Annotated in this window: 19 protein-coding genes and 1 pseudogene; 12 read left to right on the forward strand and 8 right to left on the reverse strand. The window is 47.2% G+C overall.

Going from position 1 to position 26511, the window contains the following annotated elements:
- The first annotated feature begins 83 nt into the window (after window positions 1–83).
- Window positions 84–629 carry a CBS domain-containing protein gene (locus tag J07HQW2_RS05195; protein WP_021054351.1) on the forward strand — a complete coding sequence of 182 codons (546 nt, stop codon included), beginning with the start codon at window positions 84–86 and terminating at the stop codon, window positions 627–629.
- 258 nt (window positions 630–887) lie between these two features.
- Here J07HQW2_RS05195 and purM read toward each other — a convergent pair whose 3' ends face one another.
- The 3 genes from purM to J07HQW2_RS05210 form a co-directional block, all read right to left on the reverse strand.
- Window positions 888–1919, reverse strand: coding sequence for a phosphoribosylformylglycinamidine cyclo-ligase (gene purM, locus J07HQW2_RS05200; RefSeq protein WP_021054352.1), 1032 nt, complete (start codon window positions 1917–1919; stop codon window positions 888–890).
- A 791-nt stretch (window positions 1920–2710) separates the two neighbouring features.
- Window positions 2711–3385 carry a zinc metalloprotease gene (locus J07HQW2_RS05205; protein ID WP_021054354.1) on the reverse strand — a complete coding sequence of 225 codons (675 nt, stop codon included), beginning with the start codon at window positions 3383–3385 and terminating at the stop codon, window positions 2711–2713.
- An 85-nt stretch (window positions 3386–3470) separates the two neighbouring features.
- A complete protein-coding gene (locus J07HQW2_RS05210) occupies window positions 3471–5135 on the reverse strand; it encodes a TraB/GumN family protein (RefSeq protein WP_048075155.1) in 1665 nt (554 codons plus the stop codon).
- A 358-nt stretch (window positions 5136–5493) separates the two neighbouring features.
- On the opposite strand from J07HQW2_RS05210, the gene J07HQW2_RS05215 reads away from it, so the two are divergent.
- The 8 genes and pseudogenes from J07HQW2_RS05215 to J07HQW2_RS05250 all read left to right on the forward strand — a co-directional run bounded on the left by J07HQW2_RS05215 (window position 5494) and on the right by J07HQW2_RS05250 (window position 14854).
- Window positions 5494–6027, forward strand: coding sequence for a bifunctional nuclease family protein (locus tag J07HQW2_RS05215; RefSeq protein WP_021054356.1), 534 nt, complete (start codon window positions 5494–5496; stop codon window positions 6025–6027).
- A 135-nt stretch (window positions 6028–6162) separates the two neighbouring features.
- Window positions 6163–6621 carry a DUF7992 family protein gene (locus tag J07HQW2_RS05220; RefSeq protein ID WP_021054357.1) on the forward strand — a complete coding sequence of 153 codons (459 nt, stop codon included), beginning with the start codon at window positions 6163–6165 and terminating at the stop codon, window positions 6619–6621.
- 298 nt (window positions 6622–6919) lie between these two features.
- Window positions 6920–10081 carry an isoleucine--tRNA ligase gene (gene ileS, locus J07HQW2_RS05225; protein WP_021054358.1) on the forward strand — a complete coding sequence of 1054 codons (3162 nt, stop codon included), beginning with the start codon at window positions 6920–6922 and terminating at the stop codon, window positions 10079–10081.
- Between the two features lie 203 nt (window positions 10082–10284).
- Window positions 10285–11292, forward strand: a complete 1008-nt coding sequence (gene dhaK / locus J07HQW2_RS05230) for a dihydroxyacetone kinase subunit DhaK (protein ID WP_021054359.1) — start codon at window positions 10285–10287, stop codon at window positions 11290–11292.
- Entirely contained in the window at window positions 11285–12028 is a 744-nt protein-coding gene (gene dhaL / locus J07HQW2_RS05235; RefSeq protein WP_021054360.1) for a dihydroxyacetone kinase subunit DhaL, read from the forward strand. Before dhaK ends, dhaL begins: the two co-directional genes overlap by 8 nt.
- Window positions 12028–12496 (forward strand): annotated as a pseudogene (locus J07HQW2_RS05240) (PTS-dependent dihydroxyacetone kinase phosphotransferase subunit DhaM). The gene dhaL and the pseudogene J07HQW2_RS05240 overlap by 1 nt, the downstream one beginning before the upstream one ends.
- A gap of 220 nt (window positions 12497–12716) precedes the next feature.
- Window positions 12717–13967 carry an FAD-dependent oxidoreductase gene (locus tag J07HQW2_RS05245; RefSeq protein ID WP_021054363.1) on the forward strand — a complete coding sequence of 417 codons (1251 nt, stop codon included), beginning with the start codon at window positions 12717–12719 and terminating at the stop codon, window positions 13965–13967.
- Window positions 13968–14149: 182 nt separating this feature from the next.
- The gene (locus tag J07HQW2_RS05250) at window positions 14150–14854 is read left to right on the forward strand and encodes an HAD-IIB family hydrolase (protein ID WP_021054364.1); all 705 of its coding nucleotides are present in this window, start codon (window positions 14150–14152) and stop codon (window positions 14852–14854) included.
- Window positions 14855–14956: 102 nt separating this feature from the next.
- Here J07HQW2_RS05250 and J07HQW2_RS05255 read toward each other — a convergent pair whose 3' ends face one another.
- Window positions 14957–15172, reverse strand: coding sequence for an HEWD family protein (locus J07HQW2_RS05255; RefSeq protein ID WP_021054365.1), 216 nt, complete (start codon window positions 15170–15172; stop codon window positions 14957–14959).
- A gap of 372 nt (window positions 15173–15544) precedes the next feature.
- Here J07HQW2_RS05255 and J07HQW2_RS05260 point away from each other — a divergent pair, with 372 nt between their 5' ends.
- Window positions 15545–16111, forward strand: a complete 567-nt coding sequence (locus J07HQW2_RS05260; RefSeq protein WP_021054366.1) for a class I SAM-dependent methyltransferase — start codon at window positions 15545–15547, stop codon at window positions 16109–16111.
- 626 nt (window positions 16112–16737) lie between these two features.
- Here J07HQW2_RS05260 and J07HQW2_RS05265 read toward each other — a convergent pair.
- The 3 genes from J07HQW2_RS05265 to J07HQW2_RS05275 all read right to left on the reverse strand — a co-directional run bounded on the left by J07HQW2_RS05265 (window position 16738) and on the right by J07HQW2_RS05275 (window position 22776).
- Window positions 16738–17721 carry a DUF368 domain-containing protein gene (locus J07HQW2_RS05265; protein WP_048075156.1) on the reverse strand — a complete coding sequence of 328 codons (984 nt, stop codon included), beginning with the start codon at window positions 17719–17721 and terminating at the stop codon, window positions 16738–16740.
- Window positions 17722–17907: 186 nt separating this feature from the next.
- Entirely contained in the window at window positions 17908–19215 is a 1308-nt protein-coding gene (gene aglM / locus J07HQW2_RS05270; protein WP_021054369.1) for a UDP-glucose 6-dehydrogenase AglM, read from the reverse strand.
- Between the two features lie 276 nt (window positions 19216–19491).
- Window positions 19492–22776, reverse strand: coding sequence for an oligosaccharyl transferase, archaeosortase A system-associated (locus tag J07HQW2_RS05275; RefSeq protein ID WP_021054370.1), 3285 nt, complete (start codon window positions 22774–22776; stop codon window positions 19492–19494).
- Window positions 22777–23459: 683 nt separating this feature from the next.
- On the opposite strand from J07HQW2_RS05275, the gene J07HQW2_RS05285 reads away from it, so the two are divergent.
- Window positions 23460–24809 (forward strand): sulfatase-like hydrolase/transferase, encoded by a 1350-nt coding sequence (locus tag J07HQW2_RS05285; RefSeq protein WP_021054372.1) that lies wholly within the window; start codon window positions 23460–23462, stop codon window positions 24807–24809.
- On the opposite strand, the gene J07HQW2_RS05290 is transcribed toward J07HQW2_RS05285, so the two are convergent.
- The gene (locus J07HQW2_RS05290; RefSeq protein ID WP_048075157.1) at window positions 24806–25666 is read right to left on the reverse strand and encodes an alkaline phosphatase family protein; all 861 of its coding nucleotides are present in this window, start codon (window positions 25664–25666) and stop codon (window positions 24806–24808) included. The genes J07HQW2_RS05285 and J07HQW2_RS05290 overlap by 4 nt on opposite strands.
- A gap of 156 nt (window positions 25667–25822) precedes the next feature.
- Here J07HQW2_RS05290 and J07HQW2_RS05295 point away from each other — a divergent pair.
- The coding region (locus J07HQW2_RS05295) for a glycosyltransferase family 2 protein (RefSeq protein ID WP_021054374.1) at window positions 25823–26511 on the forward strand (689 nt) is incomplete at its 3' end.

Raw genomic sequence — 26511 nt, forward strand, 5'->3', positions numbered from 1 at the left:
TACGCGGAGGAGGATGTCAAACATATATCTGTGGTCATACACCTGCCCGAAACACTTTCGTATAACTTCGAGTAATCACAGGCATGGAACTCCCGACAAGAGAAGACCTCAAACAGCGCCGAGATGAGCTTGAGTTAACACAGAGCTCACTCGCCGAGATGGCAGGTGTCTCACAGCCTCTGATTGCTCGGATTGAAGGTGGTGATGTCGACCCACGATTATCGACACTGAGACGTATTGTCAATGCACTTGATGAGGCTGAAGGAGAGGTCATTCGTGCGGATGACCTGATGAATACGAATGTAATTAGTGTTGCTCCAGACGAGTCAGTCAAAATGGCACGGGATACGATGCGTGAGGAGGGATTTTCACAAGTTCCAGTTATTCGTGATGGTCAACCAGAAGGGATAATCTCAAACAGTGATATTCGACATGCGCCAAAACAGGCTGATAGAGTCGGAACGCTCCCAGTCGCTGAGGTGATGCGCGAGTCAGTGACAACAGTGGAACCAACAGCAATGCTTGAGGAGATTGACTCTGCACTTGATCGTGATGCAGCAGTGCTCGTTGTCAAAGGCGGTGAAACGATTGGCATTATTACTGATGCGGATGTCGCCGCTCGAGTCTGAGTTTTTTATTCGGTAGAGTGAGTGTCTCTGGGCTTGGATATGACCCTACAGTAATCCAGAGCGTTCTTGTGTCGCTTAATATGCAGGTCGACTGATGCTCAGAGTTGAACAGGGAGTTGGTAGTTACTCATTTAGAACGTGCGAGACCTACTCGAACATGTAGCGCATGTTATGATATATTCGTGTATTTGATAGATCGAGCAGAATGAATTCACCTAAGTAGGTTACTCAATATTTCTTTTTGAAATTTCCATATAATCACAACTCAATTCCACGAATAGTAACGCCGTCACCGGTCTCAACCTGTCCAATTATTTCTCCATCTGTTGTTTCTGTCAGCATCTCAGCGTTTTCCACAGACATAGCGCATACCAGTCCAATCCCCATATTGAACGTTCGATACATTTCCTCATCAGAGATGCTACCAGCCGACTGGACAAACTCAAAGATAGGATGGATTTGAAGTGGATTATCGATAGTATAGCGGTGTGAGCCCAATCGTTCGATGTTTCTTAGCCCGCCCCCGGTGATATGTGCAGCTGTGCGCACATCGTGAGCACGCATTGGATCTAAAAGATCTGTATATATCTGCGTTGGCTCAAGAAGCGCTGCACCCAGTGTCTCATATTCGCCAAACGGACAGGAAGTCGTATACTCATGTTCGCGGGTAATGGCTGTCCGAGCAAGTGTGAGTCCATTCGAGTGAATGCCTGATGATGCAAACCCGACAAGTGCATCACCAGGTTGAGCCGTCTGTTGAAAAAGTTCATTTTTCGGTGTTAAGCCAGCGCACGTGCCTGCGAGATCAAAGCCATCGACTACCTCTGGCAAAATAGCTGTTTCTCCACCAATGAGTGTAATACCTGCAATGTCAGCACCTACATCAAGTCCAACGCCAATTTGTTCTGTCAGATTCTCATCAGGGTCATCAATAGCGAGATAATCGACGAATGCGACCGGTTGGACGCCGGCAGCAACGAGATCGTTAACATTCATTGCGACGCAGTCAATTCCAATTGTCGAGTAATCATCAATCGCTGCTGCGACGAGCAATTTTGTACCAACACCATCGGTTGCAAGTGCGAGGTATCGATCACCAATATCAATCAGCCCAGCATAGTCACCAGCGGACTCACCAACAGCATCAATAAGTGCTGCAGTGGCTGCTTCGCTCGCTTCGATGTCGACACCCGCCGCAGCGTATGTGAGTTCATCAGGGTCTTTATTTCTATCTGAAGCTGTATCACGATTAGTATTGGACGCTGCTTTGTTATCAGACGGATCACTCATATACATATTCCCGCGGTGATAAGACAAAAGTCTGGGTAGTCTCGATACGCTGTATACCCTAACCTTTTGTCTAGTATATAACCAAATTAACACTGAGACCGCGTTATTACCAGTCTTTCCTTGCAGCGAATGTGGAACTCAACGTGTATCAGCCGAGCCATTGCTGAGTCGATTCTCAGCTATTCGCATCATAAGAAAGTGTACAAGCAGTTTATAAAACGTCTTCGGCGCTCTTAGGTTATAATAAAAGATCAGTAAAATATCTCAGGATCGGTCTAAAGTGTTACAAAATAAGTAAACGCTCGTTACATTATATGTAGCTTCCAAGCATTTGTATGATTGAACTTTGACTATGTCGAGTCTCCCCTACACAGACAATCAGCCCTCTGGAAATCACAGCACGATTCAAGCAGTAATTAAATACGGTGTACGTCATACCAAAGTCGCCATGTTTTGGAGTGCAATTATTTTACCGGTCGGATATCTCCCACTACTGATTGGGGGATTAACTACCACTGAAACGACCGTATTCATCGCCCTTATGATATCTAATGCCATCGCATTGTGCATTGGTCATGACTACCAGCCGTCTAATCCCTAGTGACATGGATAGCTCCAATATTATCATACCGGTAGTGTCACATCAGTGATAGTATTTAAATTAACGTATAGAACTGAGTGATTACTGATGTGTAATACAATCTCAGTAGACAGTATGTGATGATTTCCTGGGAGATATGAGATAGTATCTCAGTTTTTCTTCAAGTCAACTCAGTTTAGTTTAGTTTAGTCTATAATCCGAAACCACTGATGAATGCGCCAATCGTCAATAAGAGTGCAGGAATAAACACAACTGCAAATACAGTTGTACTCCATTGATAGACGGTTCGACCATCAAGAGCACCGAAAGGAAGCATATTGAACGCCATCAGTAGAAGATTTATCATGAGCCCACGGGATCCAATGAGAATTATGAGAGATGAATCAAACATCATGCCTGCCAGATAGATTGGAACGAAGATAACGGTCAACGCGGCATTTGTCATCGGTCCAGCAAGGGCAATCAATCCGTGTTGTCGTGACGTGACACGACCTTGATGATGAACAGCTCCCGGGGCTGCAAAAATAAAACCTGCAAGTGAACTCACAATTGCAAGAAATAACATACCATAGTCAGCACGAAACTCTGCTAGTTGTCCGAATCGGACCGCAGCAACTTTGTGTGCAATCTCATGGAGTAAGAATCCAAGTCCAGCAGTCAATAGGCTGACGAAAACGGGAACAACGACACCGCGGTCAAGGATCCCTGAAAGTGCGCGCGCGCCGCCACCAGCAAAGAAAATCGCGAACGCGATACTCAGCGCAACAAGCGCAATACCAAGATCACGGAGTTCCCGACGACTAAATGAGAGTTCTGGCGATGAGCGGGAATATGCCATATCATACAATGTGACATCAAGAGGCATATGATTGCTGTTAGATATACTGAAACGTGGGCGACGCAGCGAGAGTCGATATTTGTTTTAGATATATCAGCAAACAACAGAACGGCTATGTGATATTCGTCCAGATAATCTGCCAACCATTGCGTGCTCCCTCGATCAAGAGACTGAGTACGCCGGAGACCCCGCCAAGATCAAGCGCAAACAACGGAAGTAGATATGCGACAAATATTGTTGAGGCGACAATACTCCCAATATTCGTTGCTGCAACAACAATAATAAGTCGGAATAGCGGTACCTCAAGTAATTCAGTGATCAAATTGCCAATTGGACGTTCCTCATCGGAGAGAAGTTCATTTAGCGTGCTAATATCAGAAACGTTGACCGGGTCATGCTGAAGTTCAACATAGCCAGTGAACCATCCAGGTGCAAGAAACGGATTAATTGAAGTGAGCCACGCGATGGCACCACCGACAAGTGATGATGACCAGTGGGCACCTGCTGCCTTTGCGAGTCCAGCAGCGAAAATACCATTAATCAAAAACCAGGCACCGAACAATCGTAACAGTGTCTGATTCCCAGCGGATGAAAGAGCAAGGAGGACGAAGAATCCAATCACGACAGCGGAGATGCCTCCACCAACAAGTTTGCTCCACGGGATGCGTCCACTTTGGGTTCCAGTCAGTGACTCTTGTGGAGGAAGTCTTTCAGGATGTTTGAGATAACGGTTGATCCCCTCACGATGACCAGCCCCAACGACAGCGACAACGCTCTGTCCCCGATTGCGGAGTTCAACGAGACGATTCGCAATATACGCATCTCGCTCATCGATGAGGGCCTCTGCGCCACCAGGTGAAAACTGCCGAAATTCAGCCATCATTGCACTCACCACATCAGTGTCTGTCATCTCTGCAACATCGAAGTCCTCAAGACTTTCTTCAGGTTGCTCTGTTCGAAAGATATCGGTAAGTTCTCCCAGAAGAGTACCAGAGACGATTCCAGCAGTCAGCCCAAGTGCAACACTTCCCAGAATTTGGATAATAAGTGGGTCTAATTGTGCTGTGATCGGCTCGGCAACACCAAGTCCAAAGCCCGCAATACCACCGATGGCAATACCACCACCGACAGCGGCGAGAAATCGATCTTCGGTTGAGAGGGCAGAAGCCGTACTAATCCAGACCAGAACAGCGGTTGCGCCCGCGAGTATCGCACCACCAGCGACACGAGTCAATAACATGGGGGTAATCCCAATCGTATTGCCGAAGAGTGCAATTAGTGGACCGAAGATAATGCCTGCAATAACACCTGCCACAAGCCCAACCCCAAGACCATTACCAGCGCCTACAGCGAGCCCCCCAATAAGTTGAATTTTCTCAATCCGGGTCATTCGGTTCCAGAAGCGGCGCATCGTCTCGTTAATATCGCGATCAACAAGAGCAATATCCGTTTCAGTCGATTCTGCTGCGTCAATGGCTGCAAGCATATCAGCCCCGGGTTGGACATCAAATCGATCACCAAGCCGAGCTTGGACGTATGATAACATCCAGTATGCAAGAAACTGAAAAACAGTATTGCCACGGAGAAGATCAGCAGCCGCAAGGTCATCTGGCTCATCGCCGCGTAACTGTCGATACCGTCCCTCATCGAGTTCGACAGCGACGACGTCCGGTTGCTCGGTTGTAATGACTGATTGAACTTTCTCAGCACTCTCAGCCGAAACATGCGCGGTCCCGACAACACGAACGCGACCAGTGTCGGTCGCTTCCTGACTCATATTACTGTTCATATTTATTTTATGATGGGATTTACTCCTGTCGAAGGATCAGCAAGAGTAGGCGGTTCATAATGTCATATCTATGTACAGTTGCAATTTTCTCGTAATTTGATATTGTTATATCATCAGTGGTTGATTAAGACACCTCACGGTTGACGCAGCGTGAGTGTGATCTGCAATTACAGCGGGAGAATACCATTATGTGGTGGGTATATCTATCGTAACTGGATATGTCACCATTCTGATTTTATTCTTGTACATCATGAGCGATTATATACTGATAATATACTCATAAGTAGTAGTTTGTAGTAGTGATGATATCCCGCAATTATTCGTACTCTGAGTCGCTAATACAGATATGAATCACTCAGCAAATGTTGCAGGTGTCGGTGTTGGCGTCGATGCCAGTGGTGAGGAAATATCAGCCGTGCTTCTTGCTGCAAGAGATGAGTACCTCCCAATTGCAGTGACAGCCGATCAGGCACGGGCGATTAAGCTCGCACTTGCCGGTGAGCCGTTTGAACGACCGCTGACACACGATTTGTTCATTCAGATGATTACTGACTTTGGAGGGGCGCTCGATGGTGTGCGGATTGATGATATCGCCGATGGAACATTTTATGCAAAAATTGATACCGAACGGTATGACGATGGTGAGTCACGACGTCATGTATTTGATGCACGACCAAGTGATGCTATTGCACTTGCTGTGCGCGCGGACTGTCAAATCGAAATATCTGATGATGTGTTAGACTACGCTGGGGAGCCACCATCACGATTTGAAGCTGCAAGTGAGGAACAAGATATTATTGACCCATCAGAGTTTGATGAATATGACAAATCAGATATTGACACGGATGTCGATACAGAGTCTGATCCTGACGGAATCTGAAAACTGGAAACCACAGAGAATTAATCGAGTAATTTGAGTTTAATTCTAGCATTATCAGATAGTCAGCACACATAATATAACAGCAAGTGGTTATATTGACCGACGACTTATTTTCGTCTATGAAGAAATGTACCTATGGCATTATCCGTCGAAGCACCGACAGCACCGTCACTAGCAGACAACGTTGATCCGAATGATTACGACGATGCTGAGATAGTCGGGGATACTGATTATCGTCGTGAAGAACTTGGTGAACTGCTTCGTGATGGAGCATGGGCGGACGCATTTGAATTGTGGGTAGCTGATACATCGCTCACTGAGGATGAGTGGCGAATTGTCCTTGATATGGAGTTGCTTTCACAGTTTGATTTCTTCTGGGATGACTTCGCGGATAGGGTCGGATATCATGCCCCTGGACTCCCCGAAGATTGGAAAGAACGCGATATTCACCCCGAAATTAATTCTTGGAAGACAATATCGAGTATCAACGCTGGATTGACCGAACTTGGGCAGTTGACGTGTGAAATACTCAAAGATGAATATATTACTTGGGAATCAGAGTATGAGGCTCCTGAGGATCTCCCAGACTTCTAATGATAACATGGAAACTAGTAATCATCTGATACGTTCACCGTTTGTATAATTCAACTCAAAGTTGAATTGCTGACCATTGGACTAGTTTCAGTTTCATTTCGTATTAATTAGTATTTTTTCACGTAATTAATGATCATAGTCATGAGTTATTTTCTCAGACGACAGGCATAGATATTGACCGATTGTAATCACATTACGGATCAGCTATCTGGATATAATCCCAAGAGGGTGATGTCTCTTCACGAACAAGCGTCGAATTACAGAGAACTGATATACGTCCGTCAGCATCAATCTATATATGGATGAAGTCGACGACCAGTACACACCAGCGGATGTCGAGACCGCTATTGAGACGTACTGGGACGACACAAACGCATATGAGGCAACAAAGGAGGCACACGCCGAGGACCCGTCCTTCTATTTTGTTGATGGTCCGCCCTATACCTCTGGGCAGATGCATTTAGGCACAGCCTGGAATAAAACGCTTAAAGATGCTATTATCCGATATAAACGGATGACCGGACATCATGTCACTGACCGACCGGGCTATGACATGCATGGACTCCCGATCGAAGTCAAAGTCGAAGAAGAACTCGGCTTTGAGACCAAGCGAGATATCGAAGAATACGGGATGGAGTCCTTTATCGAAGAGTGCAAGCGCTTTGCTGTGGATAATCGCAAGGCGATGGATGAGGACTTCCAGTCAATTGGCGTATGGATGGACTGGGATGACCCATATGAAACGCTCTCACCGGAGTATATGGAGGCAGCATGGTGGGCGTTCCAGCAGGTTGATCAGCGGGGACTAGTTGAGCGTGGAAAGCGCTCTGTAAGCTACTGTCCGCGATGTCAAACTGCCATTGCAGCCAATGAGGTTGAGTATGATGAGATTACATCACCCTCAATTTATGTTCGCTTCCCGCTGTCAAATAAAGAAGGAAGTCTCGTTATCTGGACGACAACGCCGTGGACGATTCCAGCAAATACATTCGTCGCGGCTGATGAAGATCTGACATATCAGGCTATTCGCACACAGCAGGGTGATGATTCAGAGTTACTCTATATCGCTGAACCCTGCGTTGAGGAAGTGCTGAAGCGTGGTCGATATGATGATTACACTGTCATCGAAGAATACAGTGGCGATGAACTCACTGGCTGGGAGTATGACAACCCACTCGCAGACCAGGTTCAGACACACGCCGATTTCGCGGGTGCTGGTCAAGTATATACAGCCGAGTATGTCGAAGCTGACCGTACAGGGCTTGTTCATTCTGCCCCAGGACATGGTCAGGAGGATTTCGCCCGTGGTCAAGAACTCGATCTTGAAACGTTCGTGCCGGTTGATGGGCGTGGTGAGTTCACCGATGCAGCCGGTCAGTACGCTGGCACGTTCGTCCGTGATGCAAATGATGAGATTATTGAGGATCTTGATGATGAGGGCGTGTTAGTATCGTCGGGAACACACGAACATCGATATGGACACTGTTGGCGCTGTGATACAGATATTATTTTTCTTGCCACTGATCAGTGGTTCATCACAGTCACCGATATCAAACAAGAGTTACTAGCAAATATTGACGACTCAGAATGGTATCCACAGTGGGCTCGCGATAATCGTTTTCGTGATTTTGTTGCGGACGCCCCTGACTGGAACGTCTCCCGACAACGATACTGGGGGATTCCATTACCTATCTGGGAGGCTGTCGATAACACTGACAGTGAGGATGACGGCACGACAGACGACTGGATTGTTATCGGTACTCGTGAAGAATTAGCTGAGCGTGCAGATCAAGATGTTAATCCGACAGATATTGATCTGCACCGGCCAGCAGTTGATCCGCTGACGATTACTGAGGATGGTACGAGGTATGAGCGCGTTCCTGACGTGTTCGATGTTTGGATTGATTCCTCAGTCGCATCATGGGGGACAGTCGATTATCCGGGTGAAACAGATGCATATGATGAGTTATGGCCAGCAGATTTCATTGTTGAGGCACACGACCAGACACGTGGGTGGTTTTGGTCACAATTAGGGATGGGCACCGCTGCGACGGGACAGGTACCGTATGAAGAAGTGATGATGCATGGCTTTGCGAATGATGAGAATGGTCGGAAGATGTCGAAGTCACGTGGCAATATTGTCACGCCAGAGGAGGCAATCGAGCGCGCTGGTCGGGACCCACTTCGAGCATATCTCTTGAGTCATGATCAACAGGGCGTTGATCTCTCATTTGAGTGGGATGGTCTTGGCGAGATGCAGTCGACATTGAATATCTTCTGGAATGTTTTCCGATTCCCACTTCCGTATATGGATCTCGACGGATATGATCCGGTAGAAGCTGATCTTTCTGAAGGAACGTTGACCGTTGTGGATGAATGGGTACTTTCACGATTACAGTCAGTCAAAGAAGAAACACGGGCTGCATGGGAGGATTATGAGATTGATACAGCAGTGAATACAATTCTTGAGTTCATCACTGATGATGTCTCGCGATTTTATATCAAGGCGATTCGTGAACGGATGTGGGCAGATGAGGATTCTGCGTCAAAACGTGGGGCGTATGCGACCCTCACCACGATTTTAGATGAGACAATTCGACTCCTCGCACCAATTGCACCATATCTCACGGAGCAGATGTATCAGCATCTGAATGGATCAGAAACGACAGTACATGCACTCTCATACCCGACTGTTGACGTGGAATGGCAGAATGAAACGCTTGAATCTGAGATGGCGGTACTCAGAAATGTCGAGGAGGCAGCGGCAAATGCGCGCCAACAGGGTGGGCGGAAACTTCGGTGGCCCGTACCACGGGTAGTTGTTGAGGCAGAGACTAATTCAGTGACCGACGCAGTTGAGTCGCTATCTGGATTACTTGCAGACCGCGTCAACACAGAGGCTATTGAGACGGTAACACAGTTCGATGAACTAATTGAGCGTGCACAGCCGGAAATGAGTGTCATCGGTCCGGAGTTCGGAGCAGATGCACAGCGTGTGATGGACGCAGTTGAGGGTGCTTCACGCGAGATACTCACAGAAGGCGTAACAATTGATGGCGAGCAGTATGAAATCACAGAGGAGATGATCAGCTTTGAGGCTGAACCACCAGAGTATATTTCGGGTGCGGATTTCGATGGTGGGACAGTTTATGTTGATACTTCACTCACCGAATCGATTGAGGCTGAGGGATATGCTCGGGATGTCATTCGCCGAATCCAGCAGATGCGAAAGGAATTAGCCCTTGACGTCGATACCGAGATTCAAACTGCGGTTGATGTTGCAGACGACCGAGTGGCTAATCTCGTTGCTCAACGACGAGACACAGTCGCAACAGAGACGCGAACAAACGCATTCGTTGATAACATTGATGGCGCAAGTGAGAACGGTCAAACACTTATTGAAGAATGGGATGTTGAAGGCGTCACAGTAACGATTGGTGTCAGTCCACTCAACGCATAGATTGAGTGATTAACGACATTCCACTCCGATATATAAGATAATCCGACTATAGCCTTCTCTGCTCGTTAGATCCGCCGTAGATTGGGTGTTGGGCTCATTTGTATGTCTGTTTGCATTCTCTTTGAGATGATATAGAACGGGTATGAATCATGAGTATCTCCCGCGAACGTTTTTATATACCGCAGTATAGTGTTGAATACAGCATGCAGAAGCTCATTAATGACCCTGATGATTACGTCGATGAGATGCTTGACGGGATGGTTTCGGCTTACCCTGACAGACTCACTCGGGTTGATGGCACAAAGGTGCTGACACGAGATACCCTAATCGATGGAAAAGTTGGGATTGTCACTGGCGGAGGAAGTGGTCATGAACCGACTCATGCGGGATACATTGGCGATGGAATGCTCGATGGGGCAGCAGCAGGAGAGATATTCACCTCACCAACTGCTGATGAATTAAATGCATTAACAGAATCCTGTGATACCGGCGAGGGTGTTCTCTGCGTTGTGAAGAATTATGAAGGCGATGTGATGAATTTCGATACAGCCGCTGAGATGGCTGAGATTGAGGATGTCAATGTTGAACAAATTGTTGTTGATGATGATGTTGCTGTCGAGGATTCACTCTATACAAGCGGAAGACGAGGCGTCTGCGGGACGATTTTTGTACATAAAGCTGTTGGAGCAAAAGCGGCTGCAGGAGGATCACTTGAGGAGGTCGCTGCAGTCGGTGAAAAGGTAGTTGATAATATTGGAACAATGGGAATGGCGCTTACCTCCTGTGTAACCCCAGCGAAAGGTGAGGAGACATTTGACCTCGGTGAGGATGAAATTGAACTTGGTATCGGGATTCATGGCGAACCTGGAACAGAGCGAACTGATCAACTCAGTGCTGAACAGGTAGGGACGCATCTCACAGAGAACGTAATTGAAGATCTTGATCCTGAGAATGGGACAGAGGTCGCCGTGATTGTCAATGGGATGGGCGGGACACCATTATCAGAATTATTCATCGTGAACAATGCTGTCCAGTCAACGCTCAAAGGTGACGGTCTTGAGATATGGGAAACCATGGTCGGTGATTACATGACATCACTCGATATGCGCGGATGTTCTGTTACTGTCTGTATAGTTGATGATGAACTCAAAGAATTGCTTGCTGCGCCTGCAGACACACCAGCGCTAACACGGGCTGGCGATAATGAGTGAGGATATTCATGAACGACAGCGACCGGTTGTGTTTGAGGCAATAAGAGCAGTTGCAGACCGTATTGAATCCGAACAGGATCATCTCACAGAATTAGACTCGGCAATTGGGGATGCTGACCACGGTGCGAATCTCACACGAGGATTTAGCTCAGTCCGCGCAGGACTCGAAGAATTAGAGGGTGAATCAATTGATACGATTATCAAAGAAGTTGGGACAACGTTAATCAGTAATGTTGGTGGCGCCTCAGGTCCGTTATACGGTGGGACACTCCTAACAGCGAGTCAGGAACTTACAGAGGGTATCACTGCCGAATCATCCGTTGCATTCGCTGAGGCGTATCTTGAGAAGGTAAAAGATCGGGGGGACGCAACAGTTGGTGATAAGACGATGGTTGATGCACTCACTCCTGCAGTCCATACCTATAAAAAATCAATTGAAGAAGATGAGCTACCGCCGCTGACTGCACTCGCCAAGGCAGTTGATGCAGCCGAGCGAGGTGTCGAATATACTGTTCCACTGAGGGCAATGAAGGGACGAGCATCGTTCCTTGGATGGCGCTCTGTCGGTCATCAGGACCCTGGAGCGACGAGCACACTGTATATTCTTGAAGAGATACTTGCAGTTGCTACAGTGCATCTTGAGGGTGAGACCGAAATTGAAGCGGTTGCTGAGAGCGCTTCAAAGACGGATGAGAGGCTAGATGATGTCGAAGCAACTGATACTGAGCACAAATAATGGTTGGAATTATTGTTGTGTCACATAGTGCACGCGCAGCTGAAGGAATTCGCGAAATTGCTGTTGAAATGGGGAGTAGTGATACCCGTATCGTCGTTGCTGGTGGCGATATCGATGGCGGAATCGGAACGGATCCAAATGCGATTGCCAAAGCAATAACCAAAGCTGCAGACGCCAACGATGATCTCACACAACGACGATACTGAAGCTGAGGGCAAGGATGTGACTCAGGGTGAGATAGATGATGTCGTCCTTCTTGTGGATCTTGGCAGTGCGGTCATGAATGCTGAGTTAGCGATCGAAATGGTCGCAGTCGACAATGCAGTTCATATTGCAGATGCCCCTGTTCTCGAAGGAACGCTCAATGCAGCTGTTGAGGCATCTTCTTCGAAGGCAACCGCCGACTCTGTCGTCGCTGCAGCCGAGGATGCCCGTGAATACTCAAAAGTCGATCAAGAACGTGGATAAGATCTCGCGATGAGTGTGTGGTTTGCGTATCTATGCTTCGGTTCATACCTGAGAAGGGAGCTACGTTGATATTAATCTCACTGAGCAGTGACTGTGTATCAAGACGGTCGTTATGTAAGATATTATATGATATATACACTCCATGAATGTGTTCTACACGGTAAGGAACTGGATGACATAATCGTTAATTGTATTTCCATTGGGACACACAACGTGTTATATGACGATTCAAACGGATGTAGCTATAATCGGTGGTGGTGCAACTGGTGCCGGAATTGCTCGCGATTTAGCCCTTCGCGGTGTTGATGTCTCACTGTTTGAGCGTGGAGGACTTGGTGGAGGCACCTCTGGGCGCTCGCATGGATTATTACACAGTGGTGGTCGGTATGCAGAGTCTGACCCGATTGGTGCTGAAGAGTGCATCCGCGAGAGTCGGATCCTCAGAGATATCGCTGAAGGATGCATCCGTGAGACTGGAGGGTTATTCATTCAACTTGAATCAGATGATCCTGAGTATTTTGAAGAAAAGCTCGATGCGTGTGATGAACTAGATATCCCGACTGAGAGGATTAGTGCTGAAGAAGCACATGAACGCGTTCCTGGACTAACAGAAGACGTTGAACGGGCATTTACCGTCCCTGATGGGGTTATTTATCCATCACGGCTTGTCGTCGCGAATGCCGCAGACGCTCGTGAACATGGCGCGTCGATTTACACACATGCACCCGTCGAGTCGGTCACGACTGCTGATGATGAAATTACGGAGTTGCACGTCGGAGGCGAGCTTAATGATACCGTTGAAGCAACACAGGTTGTTAACGCGACTGGAGCATGGGCAGAGACTATGGGCGCTGACCTTGGGATCGATGTCTCAATGCAACCAACGCGCGGAGTGATGATTTCCGTCGAGCATGATGGTCTTGATCCGGTTTTGAACCGGTGTCGTGACCCCGATGATGGTGACATTATCGTTCCACATGATGGTGAAGTCGTGCTTGGGACAACGAGTGTTGCAGTTGATGATCCAGACGATTATGAGGAGGCTGACTGGGAGATTGAGCGATCCGTCGATGAATGCGCAGAGTTGATCCCGAGTATCGCAGATGCTCCGGAAGTCCGAACCTGGTGGGGTGTCCGCCCACTGTATGAACCTGATGAAGACGAGCGTGATGATGGTCGTGGTATTTCACGCGGCTTCTTCGTCATCGATCATGCTGAGCGTGGCGAACCCGCAAATGTTACTTCGGTTGTTGGTGGAAAACTCACCACGTATCGACAGATGGCAGAAGAAGCGAGTGACCATATCTGTACAAAGCTCGGTGTGAACGAATCTTGTGAAACAGATGAGCGATCATTGTATGCCTCAGATAATCCAGAGCAACTTGATGCGTTAGTTGGTGAATTCGATGCGGTCAATCCAACCGACCGAGATATCGTAACTGCTACACCACCGGAGTCCGCTGCAGACTGAGAAGAGATCGTCTGGGTCTGGGTCTGAGTGTGAGTCTGGGTCTAAACCCAAACGCAAGTCGATATTTGTGGATCAGGACATCATCTTTTTGAATCACAAACTGTCGAGATTATTATTACGAGTCACTGTCTGATGCTCGTCAAGCGGTGTTACTTTGTCAGTGAGGCTCTTTTCGATGATATATGTTTACTGACCCGGACGCGGCAGTCCCGCCGCTTGTGCTCGATATTGATGGGACACTCACCGACGCGCCAGGGCGATTAGACCCGCGTGTTCCAGCATATGTTCAATCCTGGGATGCACCAATCGTCCTGGCGACTGGGAAAGCATTCCCGTATCCAGTGAGTCTCTGTCATTTCCTTGGGATCAAGCAGACAGTGATTGCAGAAAATGGTGGTGTCGTGCTCGCTGATGAGACCGTCTCTTATCAGGGAGATAGTGAACAGGCACAGGCAGCCGCTGTCGCGTTTGAAGAGCGTGGTGGTGATATTGGATGGGGCACGTTTGATGATGTGAATAAGTGGCGTGAGACCGAGATTGCTATCGATCTTTCAGCCGATGAAGAATTACTTCGTGAGGTTGCTGCAGAATTTGATCTGACAGTTATTGACACGGGTTATGCATATCATCTTAAGACACCAGGTGTTGAGAAGGGCGACGGACTCAATGCTGTCTGTGATACGTTAGCGCTTGATCCTAACTCATTCGTTGCTGTTGGTGACAGTGAAAACGATGTCTCGACGTTCCGAGTGGCTGGTCAGTCATACGCTGTTGAAAATGCTGATAGCGCGGCTCAGGAGGCTGCTGATGAAGTATTAGAGGAATCATATTTCGATGGAACTGCAGCAGTTCTTGATCGCATTCAAGACAGGACTGAACCCTCCTAAGAAATCATATTATATTAAATAACTCCAAATATGTCAACCAATTAAAATATATATTACTTCTACAACTAGTATATAATCAACAGCTCAATATGTAGTATTTGATCAGGCTTCTACATCTACGTCTGCGTCTCCGTCTACGTCGGAGACAGGAACAAAGGCTCCATTAATATCCCATTCATGAATACAATAAACGCTTCCAACAATAGGGTTGCCATCTTCTTCGGCAACACTCCATGCTATCGCGTTATCGTTCCATTGCTCGATTCGACCGCAACGTTCACACACTCGTTCATCCGGGGTATCGATAGGTGAGGTCATAACTCTCATAGTATGGGTTGGATATATGTGTCATGCACGTCCGCCCTCATTCGGTGATGTACGAAATTATCAGACGGCATGTCATGTGATGTCATATATTAACAGTTCAAAGTTTACTATATAGATTAGCTATATAAACTTACCGTACGCTATCTCTGATTGATAATTAATCTGAGCGGAAGGTCTCAGGGTCAAGATAGCTAAACTGAGCGGATCTCCTGGTTTATGATAGTATATATACATCTTTAATTACGAATTCTAAATTATATTCTTCTGTAATTATATAAATAGTATTTATTTGACATATACTTAGAATATAATACCGATACGACAAGACGGCAGCGTTTTCGGCATACCATACAAGGCGATTACATGGGACATCACACCTTTGATATTGAGCGAGCGGACGCGCTTGAGGATCCAGGACGGTATGAATACTGCTCGCGAGAGGAGCTGCTTGCTGCTCTTGACATCGGTCCAACGACCGACACCGATGCTGTAATCGCTGACATCGGGAGTGGAACTGGATTTTACACCGATGCAGTCGCTCCATGTGCAGATTTAGTATATGCTGTTGATGTGCAATCGGGCATGCATGATAGATACCGCACGAAGGGGCACCCAGCGAATGTCTCCTTTGTCACCGCTGAAGCGTCTTCACTCCCAATTGAGTCGAACAAACTTGATGCAGCGTTTTCGACGATGACGTATCATGAGTTCGCTGATCCTGATGCACTTTCTGAATTGGCTCGCGTTATTCGTCCAGGGGGACGTATTGTCACTGTTGATTGGTCGAAGTGTGGGAGTGGTGAATCCGGACCACCACGATCAGAGCGATATGAACTTGCCGACGCTGTGCGGGAGTCCGCTGCCGCCGGATTCACAACTGTTGATGCCACAAGCCGAATTGAAACGTTTATTCATATTGGTCGTCGATAGCTTCCGTATTTTGTACACTCATCAAGAATATTAGGCAATCATATGGATATAGCCCATATTGTGTTCTATCAGGGAAATATTCTTATGCCAGTATCAGGCTGTAGTGAGTATGGTGATATATCACGGGACAATTGATCCGTACGCCACCACGTCATCATTACGGGAGTGTCGATCCTGCGGAACTCGTTTTACCAGCGCTGATGATCGCTGTCAGTCGTGTGGGAGTACCGTAGTGCAAAATATTGCCGTCGCACGGGAGTGATTACAACAGGACATTATCATTCGGCGGCTATTCATGAAGGACATGACGCCGTCACGACAATTATCCTATCCCGTCGACTACTATCAGTAATACAGCTTACCATGCCGGACCGGGTACTACCTGTCAGCCAGCATCGAACGTCGTCAGTCGACGGGTGCCTGCCACAGCCCGGTCTGGATTCCTTCTGCCTGAACAATTATATTCCTTAGCGACCGGTGTCGCCAATTATACGCCTCTGACTGTGAATACATGCGAATGAGATTACAGTATAGATTTTTATATTAAATTCGATATTTAATTATAGTCGAGTTATTTGAGTATACACTGCTGTTGAAGACGTTCTTATGAGCACGTCAGATTGATATTACATCTTCATATCAACATCACCGATTCCAGCAGCACGCTCTAATAAGAGAACGATGAATACACCAATGAGCGCAGTAGTTGTAAAAAGAGCAATTGCTGATGGAGTCCAGCCAGCTCCAGAATCGGCACTTAATCGTGTCCCGACTCGAACAATCGGCGCGCGAAGTGCACCGACAATGAGTGCAACGAGAAACGCAAATGTCGCTTCATAATATCGCTCAAGCGCCCACCGAACGGCATGAGCAATACTAAATAATCCAAAAACAGCTCCAGAGACAAAACCAACAACGACTGTCCCAGTCTGTATGAATGGAGCAAGTGATCCACCAGTAAGTACCGACACGGTGGCGTCAATGAATATTGAGAGTATCCCCGTCATATACTCATACTGTCCAAGAATAACGAGTAGCAGTGATCCTGAGATACCAGGTAAAACCATCGCACTTACTGCAACTGCACCGGCAAGCATCGTAACAGGAAGGCTCTGACCAAGTGCGCCAGCAGCCTGCCCGGAGACAATGAACGCAATAAGAAATCCACCTACTGCTGCTGCAATTCGACCAGATGTGTCAATGGTGAGTGACTGTCGAAGGACCCATGCAGAGGCCGCAATTAGCCCAAAAAAGAACCCAAAGGTCACTGTCGGATACGAGACAATCCCAGCATGAACAATGCGTGTGAGTGTAATAATTGCTGAAAAAATCCCTGTAACAAGTGCAATGAGAAACCAAATATCAATCGTGCGAAGGGCAGTGAATGCACTATCGCGATAACGAGGGTGAGGGGCTAAGAGGATAGCTCGTATTTGGAGTGGAGTAATCGCAGTGACAGCGGTGATCAATCGTTCATAGATTCCAACAATGAGTGCAATTGTCCCTCCAGAGACGCCTGGGACTGCATCGGCTGCTCCCATACAGATTCCTTTGAAATAGATGACGAGCCACCATGGCATAGATGATATCCCGTCTGAATCACTCGACATATATTTAAATCCGATATGCAGGTATTCTGTATCTTCGGTTTTATCCGCTCATATACGGGGACATATCATCTTCATACCGGGGCAGTATATTATCAAAATATTATATCCAATAACTGATATACTTGATAATCAATTTATCATATCGTTTGGTGAATCTAAATTAATCAGATGGTAGTGCGCGTTCGTTCACCACGTCAATCCTTCATACGTAATTCCATCGCGGCGATTAACGATTCGCCGACCATCGATAACGACCGAGTTTGTCATTGTATCAAATTCTGTGTCAAGCGCTGCGAATTCATCCCAGCCGGTGACCACAACAGCTCCATACGCGTCAGCGAGTGCGTCTGCAGCAGTCTCAACATACGTGATTTCAGGATACTGTTCACGCATGTTTGTCATTGCAACCGGGTCATATGCAACGACATCAGCACCGTGATCACAGAGTCGGTCGATGACCGGCGCAGCGCGGGTATGACGAATATCATCTGTTCCAGGTTTGAATGCAAGCCCAAGCACAGCAATTCGATGATCAGTGATAGTTGTATGTTTCTTCAGCAATTCAAGCAGTCGTTCAGGTTGCGTATCATTCACATTGAGAGCGGCATTGAGCATTGGTGGGGTGTATCCGCGCTTCTCTGCAGCAGCAATAATGGCGTTCGTGTCTTTTGGAAAGCAACTCCCGCCGAAACCAACCCCACTTCGGAGAAACCGTGCCCCGATCCGATCATCGAGTCCAATTGCGTTTGCAACCTCATATGTATCTACGTCGAATTCCTTGCAGACGTTTCCAAGATCGTTAATGAGACTGACTTTACTTGCAAGAAATGCATTATTTCCGTATTTAATCATCTCCGCTGCTGCAACATCGGTCTCGACGATCGAGATATTATCATCTGCTTGCTCGTGAAGCGGCTCATATAGTTCGTGTAATAATTCAAGCGCACGTTCATCAGCTGTTCCAAAGACGAGTTTATGTGGATTGAGAAAGTCGACCACAGCGCTTCCTTCCCGCTGAAATTCAGGATTTGAAGCGACGAGAAAGTCCTGCGTGCGGTCAAGACCACTGTGAGCGATAGCGGGCGCAAGTTGCTCATCAGTTGTCGTTGGGATCACGGTTGATTTTGTGACGATAAGATGTGGATCTGGTTGTCCTGAGTTGTTGTTTTTGAGGGCTTCGCCCACTGACTCCGCGCCAGCTTTCATATACTGGAGGTCGATACTACCGTCATCCTGAGACGGTGTTGGAAGTGCAAGCATCGTGAGGTCGGTTTCAGGGACGATATCATACGCTGTCGTTGCACGTAATCGGTCTCCACCATGTTCGGCAACGAGTTCATCCAATCCAGGTTCATGAATCGGCGTGTCACCTTCCTCAATAGCAGCAACTATTGAATCATCGATATCGATAGTTGTCACTGTGTGCCCGAGGTCGGCAAAACAGGCGGCAACGGTTGTCCCAACATAGCCACTCCCAACGATACTAATATCCATTATACATCAAGTATGCCCCATCCTGTTTGAGCATATCGACTTTGGTGGATCTGAGATCTGAGAGAGTATCAAAGACGGACAGTAAGAATGTCGTCATCACGATACACGTGCGCTGAATTATGATTATTTGCTATTGTGCATTCTAATGTATGAGATAGATAGCACAATTGTGATGTCCGTGTGACTGCGTTGGCACATCTTCAGAGACTGCGACTACGCAATTAGATGGTAACTATCATCCGTCTAATGCCGACCCTAAGATAATGATGATAGTATCTAGTCTGCCCGTTTCACGCTCGTATCATCGATGGGCGAGTCCAGCGATGACTGTGAGTCTGATTCCGAATTAGATCCTTCATCGCTTGAAGTTGAGTCTGCGCCTGAACTTGAACTCGAATCGGTGGAGTCACCATCGGATGAACTGCTCTCGCCGCTTCCAGATGCATCGTCGCCTGTCACCGTCTCAGAGTCAGACTCGGAATTAGAACTGGAGCCAGACCCACCGATACTCAGTTCTCGTGCGTTACGCTCAAGCTCGGCATCAATTGCTCCTGATTGATCACCGTTGACGAGCCCTTCCGGCACAGAGACATTTGCTTGATAGCTAACGACATATCCAGATTCGTTGAATGATGGTGCAGACGAGATTGTATAAGTGTCATTCGCGTGAACACTGATATCGGTATATCCATTCTCGGGACCGTATTCATTATGCTCCACTGTTGAGTATGGAACAGTCATACTAAATGTACCTGAGTTTGTTGTCTGTGACTGTTGAGTGTAAGTAAATGTTGAGTTTTTATTTGGAATAGTGAGTTCGACCTGTGCGGTCACTGTTGAATTAGCCGGTGCGTTGGTTCCTTCTATCGTCGCACCAGGAACGCGTTCGAATGTTTTCACATATGCTGGTTCTGATGGCACCGTCGTTCGTGGGTTGATACCTGCAGCTTGTGCACCTCGATAGGTCGTTCGGAGGATTGACCGTGATGCTGATTGATTGTTCACATGAACGAGACGATAATGATCTAATGCCTCAACGCGGTGTGTTGGAAATGGACCGATTCCGCCGAGTTGTGCAGTGGTATCATTTGCAACGAATGCCTCCGCTTCTCGCATACTGTTGAACGTTCTAACAGTTGATTGATTTCCACGAGGATTTGCAGCGACTGTGGTGCTTCCACCATCATTCGTCTGGACGCGACGATCTTCCCAGTCAACGGCAATCGGTGACGGTTGTCGAGCACTTCCATGATAATAATACAACCGCGTCATTGTACTGTTATAGAAACGCTCTGACCGGATAGAAGTAGTTCCACTGAATCGACCCTGTTGATTGAATTGATACACTGGTCGAAGGAAATCACTCCGAGATACATTGGGTTCAGCATCATAGAACACCGTTGGAGCACCGAATTTTGATCCAGGTGTTGCCATCTGCCAATCAACCATCACGTATCGTGTTTGATCACCTTCGGTACTCTGTTTATTGAGTACGGTATGTGACTGCGTTTCATTTGCTGAGAGGAGGAAGTTCGCCGCGGAAGTTGCTCCCTGTTGGAATGGATTTGCATTCGGGATGCGTTCGGCACGGGTAGTAATCCAGTGACCGTAGTCCCACCATGACTGAACACCGTATGTGCCATCCGGATACGCAAAGTCATCTGTGAAATCATAACTTCCGTATAATTCCATTTCATCGGCATTTCCAGCGCCACCAAGATTACCCTCTTCAGGGGTATTCCCCTGCATCCACTCGAGTGAGTCATCCCAAACCGTGACTGCGCCGGGACCATTGTTTTGAGCGGTTTCCCACGCAGGAGATGTAGTAGTATTTCCAAGGCTAATCGGGACAGCAAGTCCAGGACCGAGAATCAATAAGAATGCAGCACCAACAGCGAGGACTTGATATCCGTCAATATCATTTCTGAGTGATGTGACCGAGCGTTTGAGATTAAGATATTCGAGTAACTGGTCGAATAGATACCCGTTGAATACAGCAACAACAATAGCAAGGTAGTAATTAAATCGGACTTGTGTGAATGCCATCGCGGTAATAAACGCTGCCCAGACAATGATGAACAGCTTATCACCGTCATACGATGCGAGAAACGTTGCACCACCAATAATTGCTGAGACAACGAGGAGAGCAGCAACCTGCTCGTTAAGACCAGTTATTGTCCCGAGTGCATCCGGAATAAAGCTTGCAAGGAACAATAACCCAATAATGGAAGCACCAATACCGAGATACGCGTATGTTCGCTGCGTCCCCTTTTTGAACAGTGGCTTTGCGTGAAGTATGAACGCAGCAGCGAGACCGGTAAAGAACGTCAGTCCATATTCAACGGCAATCCGCCCAGGAATCGAGACACCGAATCGTCGAAGCGACCCCGGTGACACAAATGGTTGTGCTTCACCAACCGTTCGTGCTGCCGCACCGGAAGAAAAGCCAACGATGCGTAGAAGATTCCCAGTAACGAGATCAATCACTCCAGTCTGAAGTAAGGAAAGAGCGCCTGTCGCTGCAATCGCGAGTCCCCCAACAGCGACGGGGTATAATGATGCGTCAATATTTTTTCGCTCCCATACACGGGCAAGCCAGGATAGGGCGATAGCTGAGCTGGCGACGCCAATCGCAGCGATAGGTTGGAGTAATGAGAGTGATGTCGTGTCAAAGTTAATGCGGTCAATTGCGATGAAGGACATGACGGCAACAATAATCATGGCGACGACCACTGCGAATGCAGTCGGTTCTGGAGTCCGCTCATTGACGGCATCGCTTGATATTTTCAGGATTGTGAAAACACCGACAATGCCAACCACAAGCACTCCTGGAGGCCACGTCCAGAGATATAGTCCTGTAAGAACCCCCCCGATGACGCTCCAGTTGATAGGCTCCATAATCGAATCAATTTCACGATTATCAAACACCTCTTCACGAACAACTTCCCAAACTGGCATCGTTGCTTCTGCTTTCTGGAAAGCAATTACGAGTCCAAAGACAGCGATAGCCATCATGAGTGGTTCAATCGCATTGTGATCAGCAACTCCTACCAGAGTACGGTTGAGGAATGTTCCAGAGAGTAACATCAATACGGCGGCACTAAATATCCCAGCAATGCGTCCAGAAAGCGATTTAGCGATCAAAAATACTGGGATTGCCGTGAGTGCCCCTGCAACTGCTGGGGTGATCAACAATATCTCTCCAATCAGTTTTTGAGTCGGCGATCCGACTCCTAGCAGGAGAGCAACGGTCGCAATAACCTGATCGTAAAGCGTTCCAAATTGTCCGACCCACTGACCGTATGGAAATCCTGTCCAGGCGTCAAACGGTATCGGCGAAGGCCAGTGGTTTGTGATGTACGTAACTTCTCTGAGGTGATACCATGCGTCATTGCCGGAGAAGAAGACCTCACCCTCGCGAATGAAATTTGAGTATGTCTGCGCTCGGATGGCAAACATCGTGCCAACGATGAGGAGGAGTACAGGGAGATGATACCAGTCTGTGAGTATATCAATAAGAGACTGGCTATTTTTATCATCAGTCTTGCTGCGCGAGCCCATTATAAACTGAATGATTCGGAAAGCGTGAATAAATCTTGTGAATTGAGTTATTCACAATCTGGTTAGCGCCATCATAATTATAATGTACATCAACTGGACTGTCTCCAAGTTCGGTTTTTGATTCAGGAGTTCGAAATATTGATTTTTGTATATCGAGTAGATGAGAAGCAAATTTGATAGCCAATATTGAGGGATATGATAAAAAATTGATATTCTGCCCCATCACCTGCGTGTCTGTATTCAGTGACACAGTTTTGTGTAACGAACTGTTGAAAAATAGAAACATATCCATGAGCACGGAAGCTCATTCAGATAAAAAACTACGATAAGTTTATACTCAAAGTACTAGATCAACGCAGATATAAGATTGGCAGATGATCGATAAGATGTAGATACGGTGATTGAGGCGTCTATGGAAGCACATCCGGCACCTGCAAAGGATTGAATTGCGAATCCTGACATTTGATTCCAACATTAACTCAAAACTCACTCACAGGAACACTACAATATTAAGATACAGTATAATAACTAAATTCTAGTTTTTATTATATGTTTTAGATTTAAATCGATTACTGAACAAATCAGCGTTTTATCCGTAAAGATTATCATCAGACATAGAGGCTCATTTCGGGAGAAGTCGTGTCATGATAAGGAATTTATAATATCATCAGACTACTTCTGATATGAATGTCGCCCTCGTGGTGCTTGATACGCTCCGGCTTGACGCGTTTCGCGAGGAGTTCGGTTGGCTCCCCGGTCATCGATTTGAGCAGGCGTGGTCGCCAGCCAACTGGACAGTCCCGGTCCACGGATCGCTCTTTACCGGTCACTCACCAGGCGAAATTGGTGTCCACGCAAAACATCAATCACTTGATTGCCCGGAGCCAACGCTCGCAAAATTGCTATCTAAGGTAGGTTACCGAACACAGGCATTTTCGGCCAACCCTAATATTTCGCCAATTTTTGGGTTTGATAGAGGCTTCAAAGAGTTCTACGGCAGCTACCGGCTCAATTATATGGAGCGGGAGGTCTATGATTGGCAAGAATTTATTTCTGAACACCAATCACAGGGATTAGCACGCTATGTGGCTGCACTCAGAGAGATTCTGTCCAGTGACATTGCGACTCTTCCATCGCTTCGACGCGGTCTAGACATCAAACTTCGAGACCTTGGTGTCCGTTCAGATCCTGACGACGACGGAGCGAAAAGAGCTCTGTCATTGATTAAATCGACTCAGTTCGATGACGATGAGTTTCTTTTTTGCAATCTGATGGAGACTCACGCTCCATACGATCCACCAAGAGAGTATTGGACTACGGAGTGGGATGATGACCGCAGTTGGACAACTTTCGCAGCTCTGCTTGCTACTATCACCGGTCACCCACCGGAAGGCGCAACACCGGAGCGACTCAAACAGGCATACGACGATAGTGTCCGGTATCTCTCGGATATATATGAGAATATATTCGAAGAACTACGAGACTCATTTGATGTGGTGATCACGCTTAGTGACCACGGCGAATTGTTTGATCATCACAGTCTTTATCAACATGCGTATGGTCTCTATCCAGAGTTGACACATGTCCCGCTCGTTATCTCTGGGAATGAAATTCATAATGGTAATACTTCGACACCGGTGAGTCTCACCGATGTGTTTCATACGATTGCCGAACTTACCGGCGTTCAGGCTGGTGACAGCAATCGTGCGTTAATCAGCGAGGGTAGTGTATCCGAACCCGAAGACCGGTCCATCTACACAGAGTATCATGGGGTTAGCCATCAGAACCGACAGAGAATTATAAACGCTGGTTACAGCCCAGATCCATACGATGAGAAGCTATTTGGTGTCGTTGATGCGGGCGGCTATGGCTACCAAACGATGGAAGGATTTAATTCACCAGCTAAGGGCACGACAGATTTGCTAAATCTCGTCAAGTCGTACGCTGAGTCGCTCGATAATCGTGAGTATGGGTCAGATAATAAACTACCGGCGTCGGTGAAAAGACAGCTTGAGGATCTTGGATATGCTTAGACATAGCCCAAATCCTGAAGTCGACTCTTGACTACCCGTGAATCAATTGCATCGGTATGTTTTATCTCTTCGGCGGTGATGTCTCGGCGCTTTCCACTGTTGATGACCGCCCAAGGGATCTCGGTGAGGGCTGGATGACGAATCCCTTCTGGGTGACCATATAACCGAATCGGAACTGGGTAAGCCCGCTCGCCGAGCATGTTGCCGTGGTCAGAGGTTACAATAGTTTTTCCATTGAGAGTAGCGGCGAAGGTGAACACTTCATTTACTCCTCGTTTGAGATTGTCGGCGTACGCCTCCCAAACGGTTTGACGGTCGACAAGCCCCATCGCCAAAGCCTGCCACGGGTCATGTGGTCTCTCGCCGCCGGCATCTCCATCGACTATTTCGTCAGGATGCCAACTCTGAAACCTGAGATCCGGTCGATCAATAAAAGGATAGTGCGGTTGCATATAGTGAATGACCAGACGCTTGTTGGGGTTATCCAGATGAGCATGCCGAGCCTCTTCAGAGACTGCGTCCGGGAGAACCGTCCGTTCCTCATCATCGAATTTGTTTCGCCACACCTCTCGTAGTTCGTGAAAGACATCTCCTGCAATCGTTGATATATACGGATTCGAAGATACATATACTGTATCGCCGAGTTCTCTGCCAGCGAAGTTGTGTTGCGCCCACTCACGGGTCATGCTACCGGCGCTGACTCGCCGCTCATAGCGATCAAAACGGTCAAGATTAATTGTTTTTTCGAACAGGTCAGCTCGGCAAGCGTCGAGGATAATTAGTGTATCCCAGTCTTCCTCGATAACCGATGTGGTGTTATTATCTCTCGGATACACCCGATGTATCGGTCGAACCACATGCTGAGTGATTCGGCTCCGGCGCCATATCGGATCATCATATTTCTCACACAGTTCCGAGTACGCGTCCCTGATTCGCTGACCGAAATTCACATATACGATGATTTCTGAACATATAAATAGTTATTTATACAATCAGTATCTTGTTAAATATACGTGAGCATTCGTGGCTCCTTGTCAAAAACACGATCTGATGAGGATGGACCTCTTGTGTCTGTCATCTTACCGACGTATGAGGACAGCGAATACATTGGTTCAGCCTTAAGAAGTATTGCTGCACAGACATATTCACATGTCGAGGTGATTCTCATCGACAGTTCTGGCGTTAGCTGGCTTAAATCTCTCGCAGACGAGGTTGACTGGATTAAATATAGTTTTCAGAAGCCGACCGGGCTTGCGGCAGCTCGGAATAAAGGGATCGACCTCGCTGAAGGAGAGTATGTCGGGTTTTTAGACGCTGATGACAAATGGCTCCCGGAGAAACTTGACAGGCAACTTGATGTACTCAACAACGGTGTTGATCTGGTATACAGTGATGTATATATACAGAAAGAAAAAATTCGCCGTCGAGTTAAGTCACTCCCTATCAACGACCCAGAAACACACCACATTGATTTTTTATATGAGGGCGGTGTCCCAATCTTGAGCGTTGTGGTCCGCCGAAGGTGTCTGGAGACAGAATGTTTTGACGAATCTCTTCCTGCTGTTGAGGACCGTCACATAATTATTCGATTGTTTCACGAGTACACCCCCGGTCGAGTTGCAGAACCACTCGCCGTGTATACTCGGCGAGCAGACTCAATGAGTTCCAACGCTGATATGATGCATAAAGCCGAAATTATGGT

It is taken from the genome of Haloquadratum walsbyi J07HQW2, assembly GCF_000415985.1.
Lineage (GTDB): Archaea > Halobacteriota > Halobacteria > Halobacteriales > Haloferacaceae > Haloquadratum > Haloquadratum walsbyi_B.